The sequence below is a fragment of the Ramlibacter monticola genome, from assembly GCF_016722785.1.
GTDB lineage: Bacteria > Pseudomonadota > Gammaproteobacteria > Burkholderiales > Burkholderiaceae_C > Ramlibacter > Ramlibacter monticola.
This window is the reverse complement of sequence record NZ_JAEQNE010000001.1, coordinates 1,395,166-1,410,674: the sequence shown is the minus strand read 5'-3', so window position 1 is coordinate 1,410,674 and position 15,509 is coordinate 1,395,166. Positions and strand designations below refer to the sequence as shown.

Genomic DNA, 15,509 nt, shown 5'->3' with positions numbered 1-15,509 from the left:
GAGACGACCCATGCGCTGTTTCATCGGCATCGACCTGGGCTCGACGACCACCAAGGCGACGGTGGTCGACGAGAACCAGAACATCATCGGGCGCGGCATCACCAACTCGCGCTCCAACTACGACACCGCGGCGGCGGTCGCCAAGCAGGAGGCCATGCTCAATGGCCGCTTCTACCTCTTCCGGCAGGCACTGACGCGCACCGGCGCGCTCAACGGGGGGCTGGACACCTTCATCGAGCAGCTCGAACGCGACTTCCGCGCCGAGCAGTACCTCGAGCAGCTCGGTGACCTGGAAGAGACCTGCGTCAAGAACGTGGAGACCGGTCACTTCGGCGCCGCCAAGGGCGCGGTGGCCGAGGCGCTGCAGGAGGTGTTCCGCCGCCTGAAGGCCGAGGCGCACCTGCTGTTCGCGCCCGGCGCCAAGCGCAAGAGCGACTTCTTCCGCGACATCGCCGGCAGCCAGTACCTGGCCATCGGCGAGCAGGTGGCGAAGGAGGCCGGCACCCGCTACGAGTACCTGCTGAACCTGTTCGACCGCTCGATCATCGAGGTCGAGAACCACGTCTACGGCGACCAGATGCGGCACCACCTGCTGGCGGCGCTGGAGAACACGTTCAAGGCGCTGCCGGACACGGCGGACAAGCGCACCAGGGTGGAAGCGCCGATCAAGGGCGTGCTGGACACCACCATGGAAGAGACCTACGTGGTCGGCACCGGCTACGGGCGCGCGCGGCTGCCGTTCTCGAAGGAGCACGTGCGCTCCGAGATCCTGTGCCACGGGCTCGGCGCGCACGTGATGTACCCCGAGACGGCGACCGTGCTGGACATCGGCGGCCAGGACACCAAGGCGATCCAGGTGGACCCGAAGGGCATCGTGGAAAGCTTCCAGATGAACGACCGCTGCGCCGCCGGCTGCGGGCGCTACCTCGGCTACATCGCCGACGAAATGAACATGGGCCTGCACGAGCTGGGCCCCATGGCCATGAAGTCGACCAAGGCGATCCGCATCAACTCCACCTGCACGGTGTTCGCGGGCGCGGAACTGCGCGACCGCCTGAGCCTGGGCGACAAGCGCGAGGACATCATGGCCGGCCTGCACCGCGCCATCATCCTGCGCGCCATGTCGATCCTGGCGCGCTCGGGGGGCGTGCGCGACCAGTTCACCTTCACCGGTGGCGTCGCCAAGAACGAGGCGGCCGTGAAGGCGCTGAAGGAACTCGTGTTCGAGAACTACGGGAACCTGCAGCTGAACATCGATCCCGATTCGATCTACACGGGAGCACTGGGCGCCGCCACCTTCGCCTGGCGCGCGGTGATGGAAGAGGGCAAGACGGCGGAACACCGGGAGGCAGCATGACCATCCACACCATCGGCATCGACATCGGCTCGGGCGCCGTCAAGAGCACGCTGTTCCGCGTCGAGGCGGACGGCAGCGCCCACTGGGTCGCCAAGCGCTGCGAGCGGATCCGCCGGCGCGATCCCATGACGCTGGCGCAGGAGGGCTTCGACTCGGTGCTGCACGACGCCGGCCTGGCCGCCAACGACATCGAGTACATCGCCACCACCGGAGAGGGCGAGAACGTCAAGTTCTCCACCGGGCACTTCTACTCGATGACGACGCATGCGCGCGGCGGGGTGTTCCTGCAGCCCGGCATCGCCGCCGTGGTGGACATCGGCGCACTCAACGGGCGCGCGATCTACGTCGACCAGCGCGGCAAGGTGCTGGCGTACAAGATGACGTCGCAGTGCGCTTCCGGCTCCGGCCAGTTCCTCGAGAACATCGCCCGCTACCTGGGCGTGGCGGTGGAGGAGATCGGCAACCTGTCGAAGACCTCCGCCGACCCGGAGAAGGTCAGCTCGATCTGCGCCGTGCTGGCGGAGACCGACGTGATCAACATGGTGAGCCGCGGCATCGCCACGCCGGACATCCTCAAGGGCATCCACCTGTCGATGGCTTCGCGGATCGTGAAGCTGCTCAAGGTGACGGGCATCAAGACGGGCACCGCGCTGATCACCGGCGGCCTCGGCATGGACGAGGGCCTGACCGCCGCGATCCGCGAGGAGATGAGCAACGAGAAGGTGCCGGTGGAGGTCGCGACGCATCCCGACGCGATCTATGCCGGCGCGATCGGCGCGGCGCTGTGGGGCGCCTACAGGCACGCGAAGCTGCAGGAACTGCAGCAGCGCGCGGCCGCGTGATTCCGGAAGTGAGAGGAGAGTGAAATGGCTTTGCTGATCAACGACGACTGCACGGCGTGCGATGCCTGCCGTCCCGTGTGCCCCAACGAGGCGATCACCGCCGGGGACATCATCTTCGTGATCGACCCGCTGCGCTGCACGGAGTGCGTCGGCGCCGAGGACGAACCCCAGTGCAAGCTGGCCTGCCCGGCCGATTGCATCGTGCAGCACCCGGACTTCGTGGAAACGCAGGAAGAACTGCTGGAAAAGTACACCCAGCTGCACGGATAGCGCGCTCCCCCTTCCCCTCTGCCTCTCCCGCTTGCGGGAGAGGGCCGGGGTGAGGGTCCGCTAGACCTCCGCCGGTTCTCCCGCCAGTTCCTCCGGCGCCGTCTCCGTCCGCGCCGTCCCCAGCAGCTGCTGCATCCGCGCATCCTTCTTGGCCCAGAGCGCGTCGAGCCAGCGCCCGAAGCGCTTGCGCCCCTGCGAGTCCCCGGCGTAGTCCAGCCCCACGAATTCCGTGGGCACCGGCAGCGCCTCCAGGTGCACCGCCACGCGCTCCACCCGCCCGCAGGCGAAGTCCCAGAAGCTGGGGATGGTCGGCGAATAGGCGATCGTCACGTCGAGCAGCGCGTCGAACCTGTCCCCCATCGCGCCCAGCGTCAGCGCCAGCGCGCCGGCCTTCGGCTTCAGCAGGTGGCGGTAGGGCGAATTCTGCTGGCTGCGCTTCTCCGCCGTGAAGCGCGTGCCCTCGGCGAAGTTCATGACGCTGGTGGGCACCACGGCGAACTTGCGGCAGGCGCGCAGCGTCGCTTCCTTGTCGTCGGCGCGCCGCTGCGGATTGCGGCGCAGCGCCTCCTTGCCGTGGCGCTTCATGAAGGGGAAATCCAGCGCCCACCAGGCCAGCCCGATCACCGGGACGTAGATCAGTTCCTGCTTGAGGAAGAACTTCAGCATCGGGACGCGGCCGTGCAGGAGGTGCTGCAGCACGAAGATGTCGGCCCAGGACTGGTGGTTGCAGTTCACCAGGTACCAGTCGGTGCCGCGCGTCGCCGGCAGCTTGTCGACCTCCCACCGCGTGGGGTGCAGCAGGCGCATCCAGAGGCTGTTGCCCGCGACCCAGGCGTTCGCGATCCGGTGCAGGACGGGGTCGATCCGGCGCCGTACCGGCGTGAAGGGCAACACCAGCTTCAGCACGGCGAAGGCGAACAGGGGCAGGGAGCAGAGGACCGTGTTGGCGGCCAGGGCCAGCAACGCAATGCCGCCGCGAACCGGCGCGGGCAGGTAAATCAGGGGAGATCGCATGGAACGACGCATGCTACCGGGTGCACGGGCGCTTCCAGCCTCAATTGCCGGCTGTTTCTCGCGCCAGCCTGCCCCAGATCAAAGGCGCCCCGACCGACGGCCGCGCCCAGGGCCTGCAACCGTGACCATTTACCGGATTTCAGGCTCACGCACGGCCGCGGGTTGCCCATCCGCTCCATGGGCACGAAGGAGCTCGTCGACTTTCGCCCCGGTCCGGCCCCCAAGCCGCCGTGGCGTCGGCAGAATGAGGCCATGTCCGCGTCCACCCTGATGCCCGCGGCCTTCATCGGCCACGGCAGTCCCATGAACACGATGGAGCGCAACCGCTTCACGGAGCAGTGGGCCGCCTTCGGCCGGGCGCTGCCGCGGCCGCGCGCCGTCCTGTGCGTCTCGGCGCACTGGTTCATCCCCGGCACGGCGGTCACCGCCATGGAGCGACCGCGCGTGATCCACGATTTCTATGGCTTCCCGCCCGAGCTGTTCGCCTTCGACTACCCCGCGCCGGGCGCGCCCGAGGTGGCGCGCGAGATCGTGGAGGTGGTGAAGCCGGCGCACATCGGCCTGGACCAGGACAGCTGGGGGCTCGACCACGGCGCCTGGTCGGTGCTGACGCACGTTTTTCCGGCCGCCGACATCCCGGTGCTGCAGCTGTCCATCCACAGCGGCGAGGATCTCGGCTACCACGTGGACCTCGGCGCGCGGCTGGCGCCCCTGCGCGAGCGCGGCATTTTCATCCTCGGCAGCGGCAACGTCGTGCACAACCTGCGGCGGCTCGACTGGAACCGCCCCGACGCGGGCTACGAATGGGCCGAGCGCTTCGACGGCGCCGTCCGCAGCGTGATGACCTCGGAGCCGGCGAGCCTGCCCAGCGTGGAGCGGCACGCCGATTTCCCGCTGGCGGTGCCGACGCCGGAGCACTTCCTGCCGCTCGCCTACCTGGCCGGCCTTTGCCAGGCCGCGGGCGAGACGGCGAGCGTGTTCGCCGCAGGCGCCACCATGGGTTCGCTGACGATGACCAGCTACGTCCTTGGCGCCCCTGCGGCGCGCGCCGCCGACGGCGCCGCGGCGGGCGGCGGCGCGCCGCTGCCCGATCCGCACCGGATTCCCCCGGAACAGACCAACACCTGAAGGGCGGGGGAGGCCGAAGAGGCCAGTGTCGAGCAGTTACGTCTGTTGCACGGATGGGCTTGCTTCTCATCCGTGGGGCGGCAATCCTCCGCCCGTACATAAGACCGGAGGATTGCCACTCCATGGAGTGCGGACGGAACCCCCAAGAAGACGCGGACGAAACCAGCCAGGAAGGCGCGCGCTCCCTTTTCCTGCGCCTGCTGGAGAGGCTGAAGCGGGTCGACCCCCCGCCCTCCGGCGAGCAGGCGGCGCCCGATTCGCTGCTACCCCCGGGGCGGCGCAGCGGCCGCGGGACGGAGAGCCTGGAGCCTTACCTGAACCAGTACCGCAACAGCCGGCCCAGTTCGCTCGAGTGAGCGCCGGCTGAAGCCGGCCGCGGCCGGCTACTCCCCGATCCTGCAGCGGAACAGCTTCAGCGACCGCGGCGGGATGTGCGTGTGCGCCCCGCACGGGGACTTCCCGCTCGCCTCGTCGTTGCTGGTGTCCATCAGCAGTTCCCATTCCCTGCAGCCGGGGACTTCGGGCAGCTGGAAGTCCAGCGCCAGCGACGAGGCCGACAGGATCAGCAACAGGTGGTCGTCGCGCACCACCCGGCCCTGCCGGTCGGTTTCCGTCAGGCCGTTGCCGGCCAGGAACATGGCGAGCGACTGCGTATGCGGATTGCGCCAGTCCTCGTCGCTCATCGCCTCGCCATCGTGGCGGAACCACATGATGTCGCTGATCCCCGTGCCGCGGATCGGCCTGCCGGAGAAGAACTTCTGCCGGTGCAGCGCCGGATGCTCGCGGCGCAGCCGGACCAGGCGGCGCGTGAAGGCGAGCAGGCGCTCGTCCATGTTCCCCCAGTCGTGCCAGCTGGTCTCGTTGTCCTGGCAGTAGGCGTTGTTGTTGCCCCCCTGCGTGCGGCCGATCTCGTCGCCACCGCAGATCATGGGCGTGCCCTGGCTCAGGACCAGGGTGGCCAGCATGTTGCGCTGCTGGCGCGCGCGCAGCGCGTTCACCTCCGCGTCGTCGGTGGGGCCCTCGGCGCCGCAGTTCCAGGAGCGGTTGTCGTTGTGGCCGTCCCGGTTGTCCTCGCCGTTGGCGTCGTTGTGCTTGTCGTTGTAGCTCACGAGGTCGCGCAGGGTGAAGCCGTCGTGGGCGGTGATGAAATTGACGCTCGCCGAGGGCTTGCGGCCGTCGTCCTGGTACAGGTCGCTGGAGCCGGTGAGCCGGTAGCCGATGTCGTCGGCGAGCCCGCCGTCGCCCTTCCAGAACGCGCGCAGCGTGTCGCGATAGATGCCGTTCCACTCGGCCCACTTCACCGGGAAGTTGCCCACCTGGTAGCCGCCTTCGCCCACGTCCCAAGGTTCGGCGATCAGCTTCACCTGGCTGAGGACCGGGTCCTGGTGGATGATGGTGAAGAAGCCGGAGAGCTGGTCCACCTCGTGCAGGCCCCGCGCGAGCGTGCTGGCCAGGTCGAAGCGGAAGCCGTCGACGTGCATCTCCTGCACCCAGTAGCGCAGCGAGTCCATGATCAGCTGCAGCGTCTGCGGGTGCCGCACGTTGAGCGTGTTGCCGGTGCCGGTGTAGTCGAAGTAGAAGCGCGGGTTGTCGGGCACCAGGCGGTAGTAGGTGGGGTTGTCGACGCCCTTGAAACTGAGGCTGGGGCCCATGTGGTTGCCCTCGGCCGTGTGGTTGTAGACCACGTCCAGGATCACCTCGAGCCCGGCGCCGTGCAGCGCCTTCACCATCTCCTTGAACTCCCGCACCGCGCCCGGCGCATCGCCCTTGCGGAAGGCCGCGCTGTAGCGCAGTTCGGGGGCGAAGAAGTTGAGCGTGGAGTAGCCCCAGAAGTTGGTCAGGCCCTTCGCCACCAGGAAGGAGTCGTCGAGGTGCGCGTGCACCGGCATCAGCTCGATCGCCGTGACCCCCAGCTCCCGGAGGTACGACAGCATCGCCGGGTGCGCCAGGCCGGCGTAGGTGCCGCGCAGCTCCTGCGGCACGTCCGGGTGCCGCATGGACAGGCCGCGCACGTGCACCTCGTACAGCACGGACTGGTGCAGCGGGGTGTTGGGCGCGCGATCGCCGCTCCAGTCGAAGCGCGGGTCGACCACCACCCCCAGCGGCACGCCGCGCTGGTCTTCCTCCAGCCGGGCGTGGTCCTCCTCCGGCGCGCCGGTGCGGTAGGCGAAGAGGCCGCGCTCCGGATCTTCGAGGCCGTCGAGGGCCTTGGCGTAGGGATCGAGCAGCACGACGGCCGGGTTGAAGCGCAGGCCCTTGTCCGGCTCGTAGGGCCCGTGCACGCGATAGCCGTAACGCTGCCCGGGGCTGATGCCGGGCAGGTAGCCGTGCCAGACGAAGGCCTCGCATTCACGCAGCTGGATGCGCGTTTCCTTCCCCTGCGCGTCGAACAGGCACAGTTCGACCTTCTGCGCATTTTCGGAATAGAGCGCGAAGTTGGTGCCTTCGCCGTCCCAGGTGGCGCCCAGCGGATACGGATCGCCGGGACAGAGCGGCAGCTTGCCTTGTTGGAGTGTCGTTTCGCCCATGCCGCATCATGGCGCGACAGCACCCCCCGGGGACTGTAGGAACTTTTCGCCGCGTGGCTGGACGGTTGTCGACGTATCGCGTCCGGCGAAGGCCGGGACCCGCGCGCCCCGCAACCGCCGGGCAGCTCGGCCGTGTCAGGCAGGAGGAGGAGGCCGGTACCCCGGCCCCGTGCTCAGAGCTGGAGCCGGTTGAACTTCGTGCCTTCCAGGCTGAGGTTGGCCATGAAGCCCGACTGGTTGCGCACCAGGCCGATCACCTCGCTGCGCGCCGTCTGGGTGTCCACGCGACCGTCTGCACCGACGTTGACGAGCGCCACCGACGCATCCCCGCCGACGGTCCACCCGTTGCTCTGCTCGAACTTGCGCAGCGCCTCCTCCGTCATGAACAGCATGAAGACGGACTTGGACTGCGCCCCGGCCAGCAGGCCCGCGGAGCCGGCGCCGAGGCTGTAGTAGCCGGCGGTCTGCCCCTTCTTGCGCAAGGCGCCCTGGCCGTAGGAGCCGCCCACGATGAAGCCGGCCGTCACGACGTCGGGGACGACGAGAACGCCAGCCGCGCGGTCGACCAGCTCCTTGACCGAGGCGGAACGCTGGAGCTCGGCCAGCGCGTTGTCCACCTTGCCATCGATCTCCCGGCGCTTGGCGGCCGGGTCTACCGTAGTCGAGGCGCATCCCGCGAGCACGAGCGCGGCGGCGATCAGCAGGCTTCTTCTTGACATGCGTTCTCTCCTTGGACGAACGGTTGATTCTGATCGCCGTCCGTCCGGGCGGGGCTTGGACCAACGTCCAATGCCGGGTGGCGTGGGCGGGGAGGATCATGGAGCGCTTTGGCTCGCGCAACCGATCCGGGGGCGCACGTGACCGGGCGCCACGAAGAGGAGGAAACCCATGGGCACGCGCATCGAGAAGGACTTCCTGGGCCAGAAGGAAATCCCCGACGACGCCTACTACGGCGTGCAGACCCTCAGGGGCAAGGAGAACTTCCACATCACCGGCATCCCGATGTCGCTGGAGCCGGAGTTCGTCCGGGCATTCGGGTACGTGAAGAAGGCGGCCGCCCTGGCCAACCGCGACCTCGGCGTGCTCGATCGCCGCATCGCCGACGCGATCGTCGTCGCCTGCGACCGTCTCATCGGCGGCCAGATGCGCGACCAGTTCGTCACCGACTTCATCCAGGGCGGCGCGGGCACCTCCACCAACATGAACGCGAACGAGGTCATCGCCAACCTCGCGCTCGAGCACCTGGGGTACCGCAAGGGCGAATACCAGCACGTCAGCCCGAACGACCACGTGAACTTCGGGCAGTCCACCAACGACGTCTATCCCACCGCGTTCCGGCTCGCGCTGATCCTGCGGATCTCGAGCTACGCCGACGCGCTGCGCCGCCTGCAGGAGGCGTTCAACGCCAAGGGCCGGGAATTCGAGGGCGTGCTGAAGATGGGCCGCACCCACCTGCAGGACGCGGTGCCGATGTCGCTCGGCCAGGAATTCCACGGGTGGGGAACGACCATCGGCGAGGAGGTGCAGCGCATCGAGGAGGTGCGCTCGCTGCTGCGCGAGATCAACCTCGGCGCCACGGCGATCGGCACCTCCGTGACCGCCGCACCGGGCTACCCCGAGCTGGCGACGAAGCACCTCTCGGCGCTCACCGGCATCGAATTCATCCTCGCGGGCGACCTGGTCGAAGCGACCTCTGATACCGGCGCCTACGTGCTGCTGTCGGGCGTGCTGAAGCGCACCTCCTCCAAGCTCACCAAGATCTGCAACGACATCCGGCTGCTGGCCTCCGGCCCGCGTTGCGGCCTGAACGAGATCAACCTCCCGCAGTTGCAGCCGGGCAGCTCGATCATGCCGGGGAAGGTGAACCCGGTCATCCCGGAGGTGGTCAACCAGGTGGGCTTCCTCGTCATCGGCCTGGACCTCACCGTGACGCTGGCCGCCTCGGCCGGCCAGCTGCAGCTCAATGTGATGGAGCCGGTGATCACCTTCGCGCTCTTCACCTCCATCTCCACCATGCAGCACGCGGTGTCCACCCTGCGCGTCCACTGCATCGAAGGCATCACGGCCAACGTCGAACACTCGCGCGAGATGGTGCTGAACTCGCTGGGCATCGTCACGGTGCTCAAGCCCTCGCTGGGCTACAAGCAGTGCGCCGAGATCGCGCGGGAAGGCTACGAGACGGGCAAGTCGCTGCACGACATCGTCGTCAACGAACGCAAGCTCCTGACGCAGGAGAAGTGGGACGAGGTCTTCTCGTTCGAGAACCTCATCAGGCCGAAGTTCGAGCAATAAGAGCAAGCGAAGAGCGCGGGGCGGCCGCGTCGCGGCCGTGAGGAGGGCGCATGGCGGTTTCCATCATCCTGCAGTTTGCAGTGGTCCTGCTTGCGATCTGGCTCGGCGCGCGCTATTCGGGCGTGGGGCTGGGCCTGTGGGGCGGCGTGGGACTGCTCGTCCTGGTGGTGGTGTTCGGCGTGAACCCGACGTCGCCGCCGATCGACGTGATGCTCATCATCCTGGCGGTGATCATGGCCGCCTCGGTGATGGACGCCGCGGGCGGCATCGACTTCCTCGTGCGCATCGCCGAGGGCATCATCCGCGCCAACCCCCGGTATGTGACGATCGTGGCGCCGCTCACCACCTGGAGCTTCACCTTCGTCGCCGGCACGGGGCACATCGTGTACCCGCTGTTGCCGGTGATCTACGAGACGGCGCACCAGACCGGCATCCGGCCGGAGCGGCCGATGGCCGTGGCGACGATCGCGTCGCAGCAGGCGATCACGGCCAGCCCGGTGGCTGCGGCCACGGCCGCCATGATCGGCCTGTTCGCCGAGAAGGGCGTGCCGCAGTGGGGGCTGCCGCAGATCCTGATGATCTGCGTGCCGTCCACGCTGGTGGGCGTGCTCGCGGCGGCGATCGTGTCGATGTTCATCGGCAAGGACCTCGCCAAGGATGCGGAGTACCAGGCGCGGCTGAAGGAAGGCCGTGTCCCCCCACCCAAGGCGACGGAGCAGCGGCCGCCGCTGCAGCCGGCCGCGAAGGCCTCCGCGCTCATGTTTCTGGGCGGGGTGGCACTGGTGGTGCTGTTCGGGTTCTTCCCGGCGCTGCGCACCCTGCCGGGCGCCAAGGGGCCGCTGGCGATGCCGATCGTGATCGAGATCGTGATGCTCGCCGTCGCGGCGCTCATGCTGCTGGTGACCAAGGTCGATGTCGACGCGGTCCCCAAGACGCCGACCTTGCGCGCCGGCGTGGTCGCCGTGATCGGCATCTTCGGCCTGGCGTGGCTCGGCGACAGCTTCATCTCCGCGAACAAGGACATCATCGTTCCGGCCATCGGGCGCTTCGCGCAGGCGGCGCCGTGGACCTTCGCGTTCGGGCTGTTCTTCGCGTCGGTGCTGCTCTATAGCCAGGCGGCGACGACGCGGGCGCTGATGCCGCTGGGCATCGCGCTCGGCATCCCGCCGCAGTTCCTGATCGCGATGTTCCCCTCGGTCAACGGCTACTTCTTCATCCCGACCTACGGTTCGCTGATCGCGGCGATCAACTTCGACCTGTCGGGCACCACGCGGATCGGGAAGTACGTGCTGAACCACTCGTTCATGATCCCGGGCCTGGTGGCGACCGCCACCGCGGTGGTCACTGGCTTGTTCCTGGCCCGGGTGATGTTCTGACGGGATGGCCCGAAGGTCGTGCGCCGGCGCACGTCAAGGAATGGCGCAACGGCGCGGTGCTGCTTTGAGCAGCACCGCGGCCTTTGCGCTTCCCCTTATTGGACGTCCAGGTTCAGGACGGCCTCTCCGGTCCATTGCGCGCCGTTCGCCGTATAGGTCACGGTGAACGTGCACTGGAAGGCCCCTGCCTGGGTGGGATGACCGTCGATGGCCCCGGTCGCGCTGGACGTCACTCCGGCCGGCAATGTGCAGTTCCCCGGCTTGGGTGCGAACGTTGCCGTCACGGGCGGCGGCGGAACGAGCATGGCGGGGTTGGACGCCCACAGGGGCGTGATGGTGTTGAACGTGGCGTCGGCGCGCACGGAATTGCTGTCCGGATACAGGACGCGGCCAGGCACGCGGATCTCGTAGCTCGCACTCGCGCGTGCGCGGGTCCCGACGCCCGCCTTGGTGATCGTCGCCTCGACTTCGAAGTCCGTGGCGGGACTCACCCTGTTCGGGACGCCGGCAACGAGGCCCGTGGCGGAATCCAATGCGAGCCCCGGGGGCAGTGCGCCGCGGACCAGCGCGAAATTGCCCATGGTGTTGGATGAATCGGTGCGCGGCTGCAGCGCGGCGGGCAGCCCCAGGAAGAGGAGGCTGTCGCCGGAGGCGTTGGTGAGGGCCAGTGGCGGGTACGAGAACGTGGGCACGTCCACGTCCACGGAATAGGCCGTGGATGCCGTCTGGTAGACACCCAGGGGCGTGGTCAGCGTGGCGCCGATCTGCGCCGTGAACGAGCCTTGGGCGGCGAGCGTTCCGGAGATCACCCCCGAGGCCGGGTCGACAGCCAGGCCCGGCGCGAGCGTTCCGGACACGACGGAGTAGTTCCACGACGCGCCTGCAACCGGTGCCGGCCACCATGACAGGCCGGGAGCGCTCGACACGGCCGACCCCACGATTCCGGATGCCGGCTGGTACTGGATCCCGGGCCCCTGTGCGCCGATGCTTCCGGTGAAGTCGAGGGTGTTGGACACTCCCGCCGCGGACACGCGCGCCGTGAATGCGTAGCTGCCTTGCACCGTCGGCGTACCGGCGATCGTGCAGTTCCCGTTCAACTGCATCCCCGGAGGGATCTGTCCGCTGACCAGCGTGCAAGCCGGCGTGTGCCCCTCGAATCCGGAAAGCGCGGGTTGAACCTGGGCGGGCTGGAACAGCGAGAGGGTTTGCTGGGGGAAGCTGACGGAGACTTCGAGCGTCTTGTCGCCACTCCCCGAGCCGTCTGCGCCACCCCCGCCACCGCCTCCGCAGGCGGACACGAGCAATCCGGCCGCGACCGCGAGCCCAATGGGGTACTTCATTTTTCATCTCCTCTTTGCCGGAAGACTGCGAGTTTCCGGGCTGATTTACTTGTTGGATTTCGCCTTGGGTGCCCTTGGCCGAGGTCCTGGACGCTGTGCCAGGCGACCAACGCGTCGCCACGCAGTCGCACCCGCGGGCGAGTGTAGCGGGTGGCAAAGCTTGCGCCGGGCTGCAAGCGGTCGCCGGCAAGCTGCGTGTCAACTTTCGATCGCCCGCACGGAGGAGGGTTCTCTTATGCGACGACGGGCAGTGCACCTGCTTCGCTAGATCCGCCGCGCCATGTGCACGGACATCGACGGTCCGAGCTACCACCCAACTCAGACGGTCGAGTGCTGATATTCGCTCGGAAGGTGCTCGGCGCGCCCCGCATAGTCCGCGAGGCATGCAGCGCCGAAGCCAATGACGCCTCCGCCGAAGTCCAGGATGGCATGAGACGCAGCGGCTTTGTCGACAGGAATCCAGATCTGCACCATCTCAACGCAGGTCGCCACGGCAAGAATGCCGGCCGCGGTCTGCCACATGCCGCCCTTGGGCCAGGTGAAGCGGGTCATGAACCCGAGAACTCCAAAGGATAGGAGGTAGATGGGCTCCCACCCCGGTGCCACGGTGTCAAGGAAGTTGAGCACCCGTTGAATCCATTCGAACTCACGCGGTCCGCGCCCGCCGTAAGGCGCCACCACCCCGATGACTATGCTCACCGGCACCAGAAGGAGACAGGCTCGAAGCAAACCTTGAAAGACTACGCGCATGGCGGCCAATAGTAGGCACAGCTCCTAGGCTCCATGCGCCCGGAATTTCCCCGACTGGACAGCGTGGCGCTGGCGTGACAGCGATCATGCTGTCATGGGCAATTCAACCTGCTTCCCCGCAGCGGCAGCGCTGTGGCCATACAGATCGTCAGTCGGCAACCGGATCAGGGCCGCGGCTTCGGCGGGCGTGACGTACACCCAAGTTGCGTGCCGCGCGCGAATCTGGGGACGAAATGCGACGGCCCTTTTCCGGAACTCACAGCGATGCGCGGCCTCCTCCATGCGGAGGACTACGTACATGAGTAAGACGTACGATACGCGGAAATGCGCAAAGTCCGGAGGTCCCTGTTGCGGACCTGCCTTCTGCTGGTGCTTGTGAGCGTGATCGTTGGCATGGTGGTTCCGTCCAGCACCATCGAGTACGTGACGGGTGAGTTCGAGGGCGTTCAACAGGTACTCGATTTCCTCGACACGGTGGGTCCGGGGATGCAGCTTGACCATCTGGTCGCCTTTGCCGTTCTAGGTTTCGTGACCCATTTCGCGTGGCCCGTTGGGCGTTCGTGGCAGGTGGCGACTGCGATTCTTGCTGTCGGGACCCTCCCTGAAATCGTGCAAATCTGGATTCCCGGCCGTGAAGCCGCCGTTTCACACGCCGTCCTGAACATCGTGGGAGGAGTCATCGGCTTCAGCGTTGCTTGGCTATGTACCTATGCGTGGAGCGACCGAAGCCTTCCAAGCGATTCCATGCTTCGAACCATTGGTCTGGAGCCAACGCGGACCACAGACGCTACGGACCGATCGGTCTGCGATTTCTTGTGCCTGCAACCTCGCGCCGTGGGAGTTTGCAACGTCACTTCGCGCCCCTGTGAAAGAGCGAGTTTCGTCACTCAACGGCTGGCACGGCGCTTCACTTGGTAGTCCGCGCACGGCTGCGGCACATCCCAGATGTGTGTTGCCCGCGCGGCCGCGAAAAAGGCCCGGGCTGCAGCGGCCCGATGCCGGCGGTGCGTTACCGCTTCTCCATCGGTGGGCCGGACTCGAAGTAGGTGAGGCCGAAGCGGTCCCGGATGCGGGTCACGCTGGCGCGCGGAAGCGGTTGCACATTGCCCAGGGTCCCGGTGGTTGCACCGAGTCGCGGCCGGCGGACTGGTACTGGACGAGGGCTCGCAGTCCGGAAGGATTTGGGCAGCGTGCCTACAGATTGACTACAAGGCCACGGACAAAAAAGGGTCCGCTGCGCCTTCAATAGCAGCGGACCCTTGTCCTATCTGGTGCCGGAGAGAGGAATCGAACCCCCGACCTTCTCATTACGAATGAGCTGCTCTACCGACTGAGCTACTCCGGCGAAGCCTCGAATTATAAGCCAAAGTCCAGTACCTTCCCGCGCAGGACGCGCCCGGGCCGGTTTCCCGGCGCGCGCTGCGCAGGGAGACGCGCATCAACCGACCGGGGATCCCGGTCGCGTCAGCGAACTGTCGCTCTCCAGCTACACGCGCAAACTGTCGCAGCGGAAGCGGGCCCTGCGTGGCCGTGCCCGTGTCCCTTTCGCGCGCTTTCCGCCGCACCGCCAACCAGGACTGAACCTCCCCACGTCACTTCGTGTGGTACGAAGTGACCCGCTCCACCTCGTTCTTCGAGCCGAGGATCACCGACACGCGCTCGTGCAGCTTCTTCGGCTGGACGTCGAGGATGCGCTCGCGCCCGTTGGTGGCGGCGCCGCCGGCCTGCTCCACCAGCCAGCCCATGGGGTTGGCCTCGTACATCAGGCGCAGCTTGCCCGGCTTCTCCGGCTCGCGCTTGTCCCAGGGGTACATGAAGATGCCGCCGCGCGTCAGGATGCGGTGCACGTCGGCCACCATGGAGGCGACCCAGCGCATGTTGAAGTCCTTGCCGCGCGGGCCGTCCTTGCCGGCCAGGCACTCGTCGATGTAGCGGCGCACCGGTGCGTCCCAGTGCCGCAGGTTCGACATGTTGATCGCGAATTCCCGGGTGTCCTCCGGGATGCGGACGTCTTCCTCGGTGAGAACGAAGGAGCCCTCCTGGCTGTCCAGCGTGAACATCGCCACGCCGTCGCCCACGGTCAGCACCAGGGTGGTCTGCGGGCCGTAGATGCAGTAGCCCGCCGCCACCTGCTTGCTGCCGCTCTGCAGGAAATCCTGCTCGCTCACGCCTCCGTGGGGGCCGCCGTTCTCCGGCTTCTTCAGCACGCTGAAGATCGTGCCGATGGAGACGTTGACCTCGATGTTGGAGGAGCCGTCCAGCGGGTCGAAGAGCAGCAGGTATTCGCCCTGCGGGTAGCGGTTCGGCACCACGTAGATGCCTTCCATTTCCTCGCTCGCCATGGCGGCCAGGTGCCCGCCCCACTCGTTGGCGTCGATCAGCACCTCGTTGGCGATCACGTCGAGCTTCTTCTGCGCCTCGCCCTGCACGTTGTCGGTGCCGGCGGCGCCCAGCACGTCGCCGAGCGCCCCCTTGTTCACCGAGATGCTGATGCGCTTGCACGCGCGGGCCACCACCTCGATCAGCAGGCGCAGCTCCGACGGGATGTGCCCGTGGACGCGCTGCTGCTCCACCAGGTAGCGGGTGAGGGAAATGCGTTGGGTCATTGGTAT

Annotated in this window: 15 protein-coding genes and 1 tRNA gene; 8 read left to right on the top strand and 8 right to left on the bottom strand. The window is 67.5% G+C overall.

Features of this window, described 5'->3' with window-relative positions; all coding sequences use genetic code 11:
• Positions 1-10 precede the first annotated feature (10 nt).
• Genes bcrA through JJ685_RS06815 form a run of 3 tightly spaced genes read left to right on the top strand, consistent with a single transcriptional unit; the run spans position 11 to position 2,469 of the window.
• Positions 11-1,357, top strand: a complete 1,347-nt coding sequence (gene bcrA, locus JJ685_RS06825; protein ID WP_201673428.1) for a benzoyl-CoA reductase subunit A — start codon at positions 11-13, stop codon at positions 1,355-1,357.
• Entirely contained in the window at positions 1,354-2,199 is an 846-nt protein-coding gene (gene bcrD / locus JJ685_RS06820; protein WP_201673427.1) for a benzoyl-CoA reductase subunit D, read from the top strand. The genes bcrA and bcrD overlap by 4 nt, the downstream gene beginning before the upstream one ends.
• Before the next feature lie 24 nt (positions 2,200-2,223).
• Positions 2,224-2,469 (top strand): YfhL family 4Fe-4S dicluster ferredoxin, encoded by a 246-nt coding sequence (locus JJ685_RS06815; protein ID WP_201673426.1) that lies wholly within the window; start codon positions 2,224-2,226, stop codon positions 2,467-2,469.
• A 60-nt stretch (positions 2,470-2,529) separates the two neighbouring features.
• Here JJ685_RS06815 and JJ685_RS06810 read toward each other — a convergent pair whose 3' ends face one another.
• Positions 2,530-3,483 (bottom strand): acyltransferase, encoded by a 954-nt coding sequence (locus tag JJ685_RS06810; RefSeq protein ID WP_201673425.1) that lies wholly within the window; start codon positions 3,481-3,483, stop codon positions 2,530-2,532.
• 252 nt (positions 3,484-3,735) lie between these two features.
• Between JJ685_RS06810 and ygiD the strand changes: the two genes are divergently transcribed.
• Together ygiD and JJ685_RS06800 are read left to right on the top strand one after the other, a co-directional pair.
• Positions 3,736-4,611, top strand: a complete 876-nt coding sequence (gene ygiD / locus JJ685_RS06805; protein ID WP_236598693.1) for a 4,5-DOPA-extradiol-dioxygenase — start codon at positions 3,736-3,738, stop codon at positions 4,609-4,611.
• A 122-nt stretch (positions 4,612-4,733) separates the two neighbouring features.
• Positions 4,734-4,967 (top strand): hypothetical protein, encoded by a 234-nt coding sequence (locus JJ685_RS06800; RefSeq protein WP_201673423.1) that lies wholly within the window; start codon positions 4,734-4,736, stop codon positions 4,965-4,967.
• A 27-nt stretch (positions 4,968-4,994) separates the two neighbouring features.
• Here JJ685_RS06800 and glgX read toward each other — a convergent pair whose 3' ends face one another.
• Together glgX and JJ685_RS06790 are read right to left on the bottom strand one after the other, a co-directional pair.
• The gene (gene glgX, locus JJ685_RS06795; protein ID WP_201673422.1) at positions 4,995-7,139 is read right to left on the bottom strand and encodes a glycogen debranching protein GlgX; all 2,145 of its coding nucleotides are present in this window, start codon (positions 7,137-7,139) and stop codon (positions 4,995-4,997) included.
• 173 nt (positions 7,140-7,312) lie between these two features.
• Positions 7,313-7,858 (bottom strand): BPSL1445 family SYLF domain-containing lipoprotein, encoded by a 546-nt coding sequence (locus tag JJ685_RS06790; RefSeq protein ID WP_201673421.1) that lies wholly within the window; start codon positions 7,856-7,858, stop codon positions 7,313-7,315.
• 169 nt (positions 7,859-8,027) lie between these two features.
• Between JJ685_RS06790 and JJ685_RS06785 the strand changes: the two genes are divergently transcribed.
• Positions 8,028-9,431, top strand: a complete 1,404-nt coding sequence (locus JJ685_RS06785; RefSeq protein WP_201673420.1) for an aspartate ammonia-lyase — start codon at positions 8,028-8,030, stop codon at positions 9,429-9,431.
• Positions 9,432-9,481: 50 nt separating this feature from the next.
• Positions 9,482-10,807, top strand: coding sequence for an anaerobic C4-dicarboxylate transporter family protein (locus JJ685_RS06780; RefSeq protein WP_201673419.1), 1,326 nt, complete (start codon positions 9,482-9,484; stop codon positions 10,805-10,807).
• Between the two features lie 95 nt (positions 10,808-10,902).
• Here JJ685_RS06780 and JJ685_RS06775 read toward each other — a convergent pair whose 3' ends face one another.
• From JJ685_RS06775 to JJ685_RS06765, 3 genes are all read right to left on the bottom strand, one after another.
• Positions 10,903-12,147, bottom strand: a complete 1,245-nt coding sequence (locus JJ685_RS06775) for a putative Ig domain-containing protein (RefSeq protein ID WP_201673418.1) — start codon at positions 12,145-12,147, stop codon at positions 10,903-10,905.
• Positions 12,148-12,465: 318 nt separating this feature from the next.
• Complete coding sequence (locus JJ685_RS06770; protein ID WP_201673417.1) at positions 12,466-12,699, bottom strand: hypothetical protein; 234 nt, start codon at positions 12,697-12,699, stop codon at positions 12,466-12,468.
• Between the two features lie 282 nt (positions 12,700-12,981).
• Entirely contained in the window at positions 12,982-13,398 is a 417-nt protein-coding gene (locus JJ685_RS06765; protein WP_201673416.1) for a hypothetical protein, read from the bottom strand.
• On the opposite strand from JJ685_RS06765, the gene JJ685_RS30375 reads away from it, so the two are divergent.
• Positions 13,291-13,815 (top strand): VanZ family protein, encoded by a 525-nt coding sequence (locus JJ685_RS30375; protein WP_408015459.1) that lies wholly within the window; start codon positions 13,291-13,293, stop codon positions 13,813-13,815. The genes JJ685_RS06765 and JJ685_RS30375 overlap by 108 nt on opposite strands.
• A gap of 351 nt (positions 13,816-14,166) precedes the next feature.
• Here the strand turns inward: JJ685_RS30375 and JJ685_RS06760 are convergent.
• Positions 14,167-14,242 (bottom strand) — tRNA-Thr (locus JJ685_RS06760).
• A gap of 247 nt (positions 14,243-14,489) precedes the next feature.
• Positions 14,490-15,503, bottom strand: a complete 1,014-nt coding sequence (locus JJ685_RS06755) for a class 1 fructose-bisphosphatase (protein WP_201673415.1) — start codon at positions 15,501-15,503, stop codon at positions 14,490-14,492.
• Between the last annotated feature and the right edge of the window lie 6 nt (positions 15,504-15,509).

Bases quoted from the DNA above. Each gene is read 5' to 3' on its own strand.
- bcrA (WP_201673428.1), top strand. From the start codon at position 11: ATGCGCTGTTTCATCGGCATCGACCTGGGCTCGACGACCACCAAGGCG.
- bcrD (WP_201673427.1), top strand. From the start codon at position 1,354: ATGACCATCCACACCATCGGCATCGACATCGGCTCGGGCGCCGTCAAG.
- JJ685_RS06815 (WP_201673426.1), top strand. From the start codon at position 2,224: ATGGCTTTGCTGATCAACGACGACTGCACGGCGTGCGATGCCTGCCGT.
- JJ685_RS06810 (WP_201673425.1), bottom strand. From the start codon at position 3,483: ATGCGATCTCCCCTGATTTACCTGCCCGCGCCGGTTCGCGGCGGCATT.
- ygiD (WP_236598693.1), top strand. From the start codon at position 3,736: ATGTCCGCGTCCACCCTGATGCCCGCGGCCTTCATCGGCCACGGCAGT.
- JJ685_RS06800 (WP_201673423.1), top strand. From the start codon at position 4,734: ATGGAGTGCGGACGGAACCCCCAAGAAGACGCGGACGAAACCAGCCAG.
- glgX (WP_201673422.1), bottom strand. From the start codon at position 7,139: ATGGGCGAAACGACACTCCAACAAGGCAAGCTGCCGCTCTGTCCCGGC.
- JJ685_RS06790 (WP_201673421.1), bottom strand. From the start codon at position 7,858: ATGTCAAGAAGAAGCCTGCTGATCGCCGCCGCGCTCGTGCTCGCGGGA.
- JJ685_RS06785 (WP_201673420.1), top strand. From the start codon at position 8,028: ATGGGCACGCGCATCGAGAAGGACTTCCTGGGCCAGAAGGAAATCCCC.
- JJ685_RS06780 (WP_201673419.1), top strand. From the start codon at position 9,482: ATGGCGGTTTCCATCATCCTGCAGTTTGCAGTGGTCCTGCTTGCGATC.
- JJ685_RS06775 (WP_201673418.1), bottom strand. From the start codon at position 12,147: ATGAAGTACCCCATTGGGCTCGCGGTCGCGGCCGGATTGCTCGTGTCC.
- JJ685_RS06770 (WP_201673417.1), bottom strand. From the start codon at position 12,699: ATGACCCGCTTCACCTGGCCCAAGGGCGGCATGTGGCAGACCGCGGCC.
- JJ685_RS30375 (WP_408015459.1), top strand. From the start codon at position 13,291: ATGGTGGTTCCGTCCAGCACCATCGAGTACGTGACGGGTGAGTTCGAG.
- JJ685_RS06765 (WP_201673416.1), bottom strand. From the start codon at position 13,398: ATGGTCAAGCTGCATCCCCGGACCCACCGTGTCGAGGAAATCGAGTAC.
- JJ685_RS06755 (WP_201673415.1), bottom strand. From the start codon at position 15,503: ATGACCCAACGCATTTCCCTCACCCGCTACCTGGTGGAGCAGCAGCGC.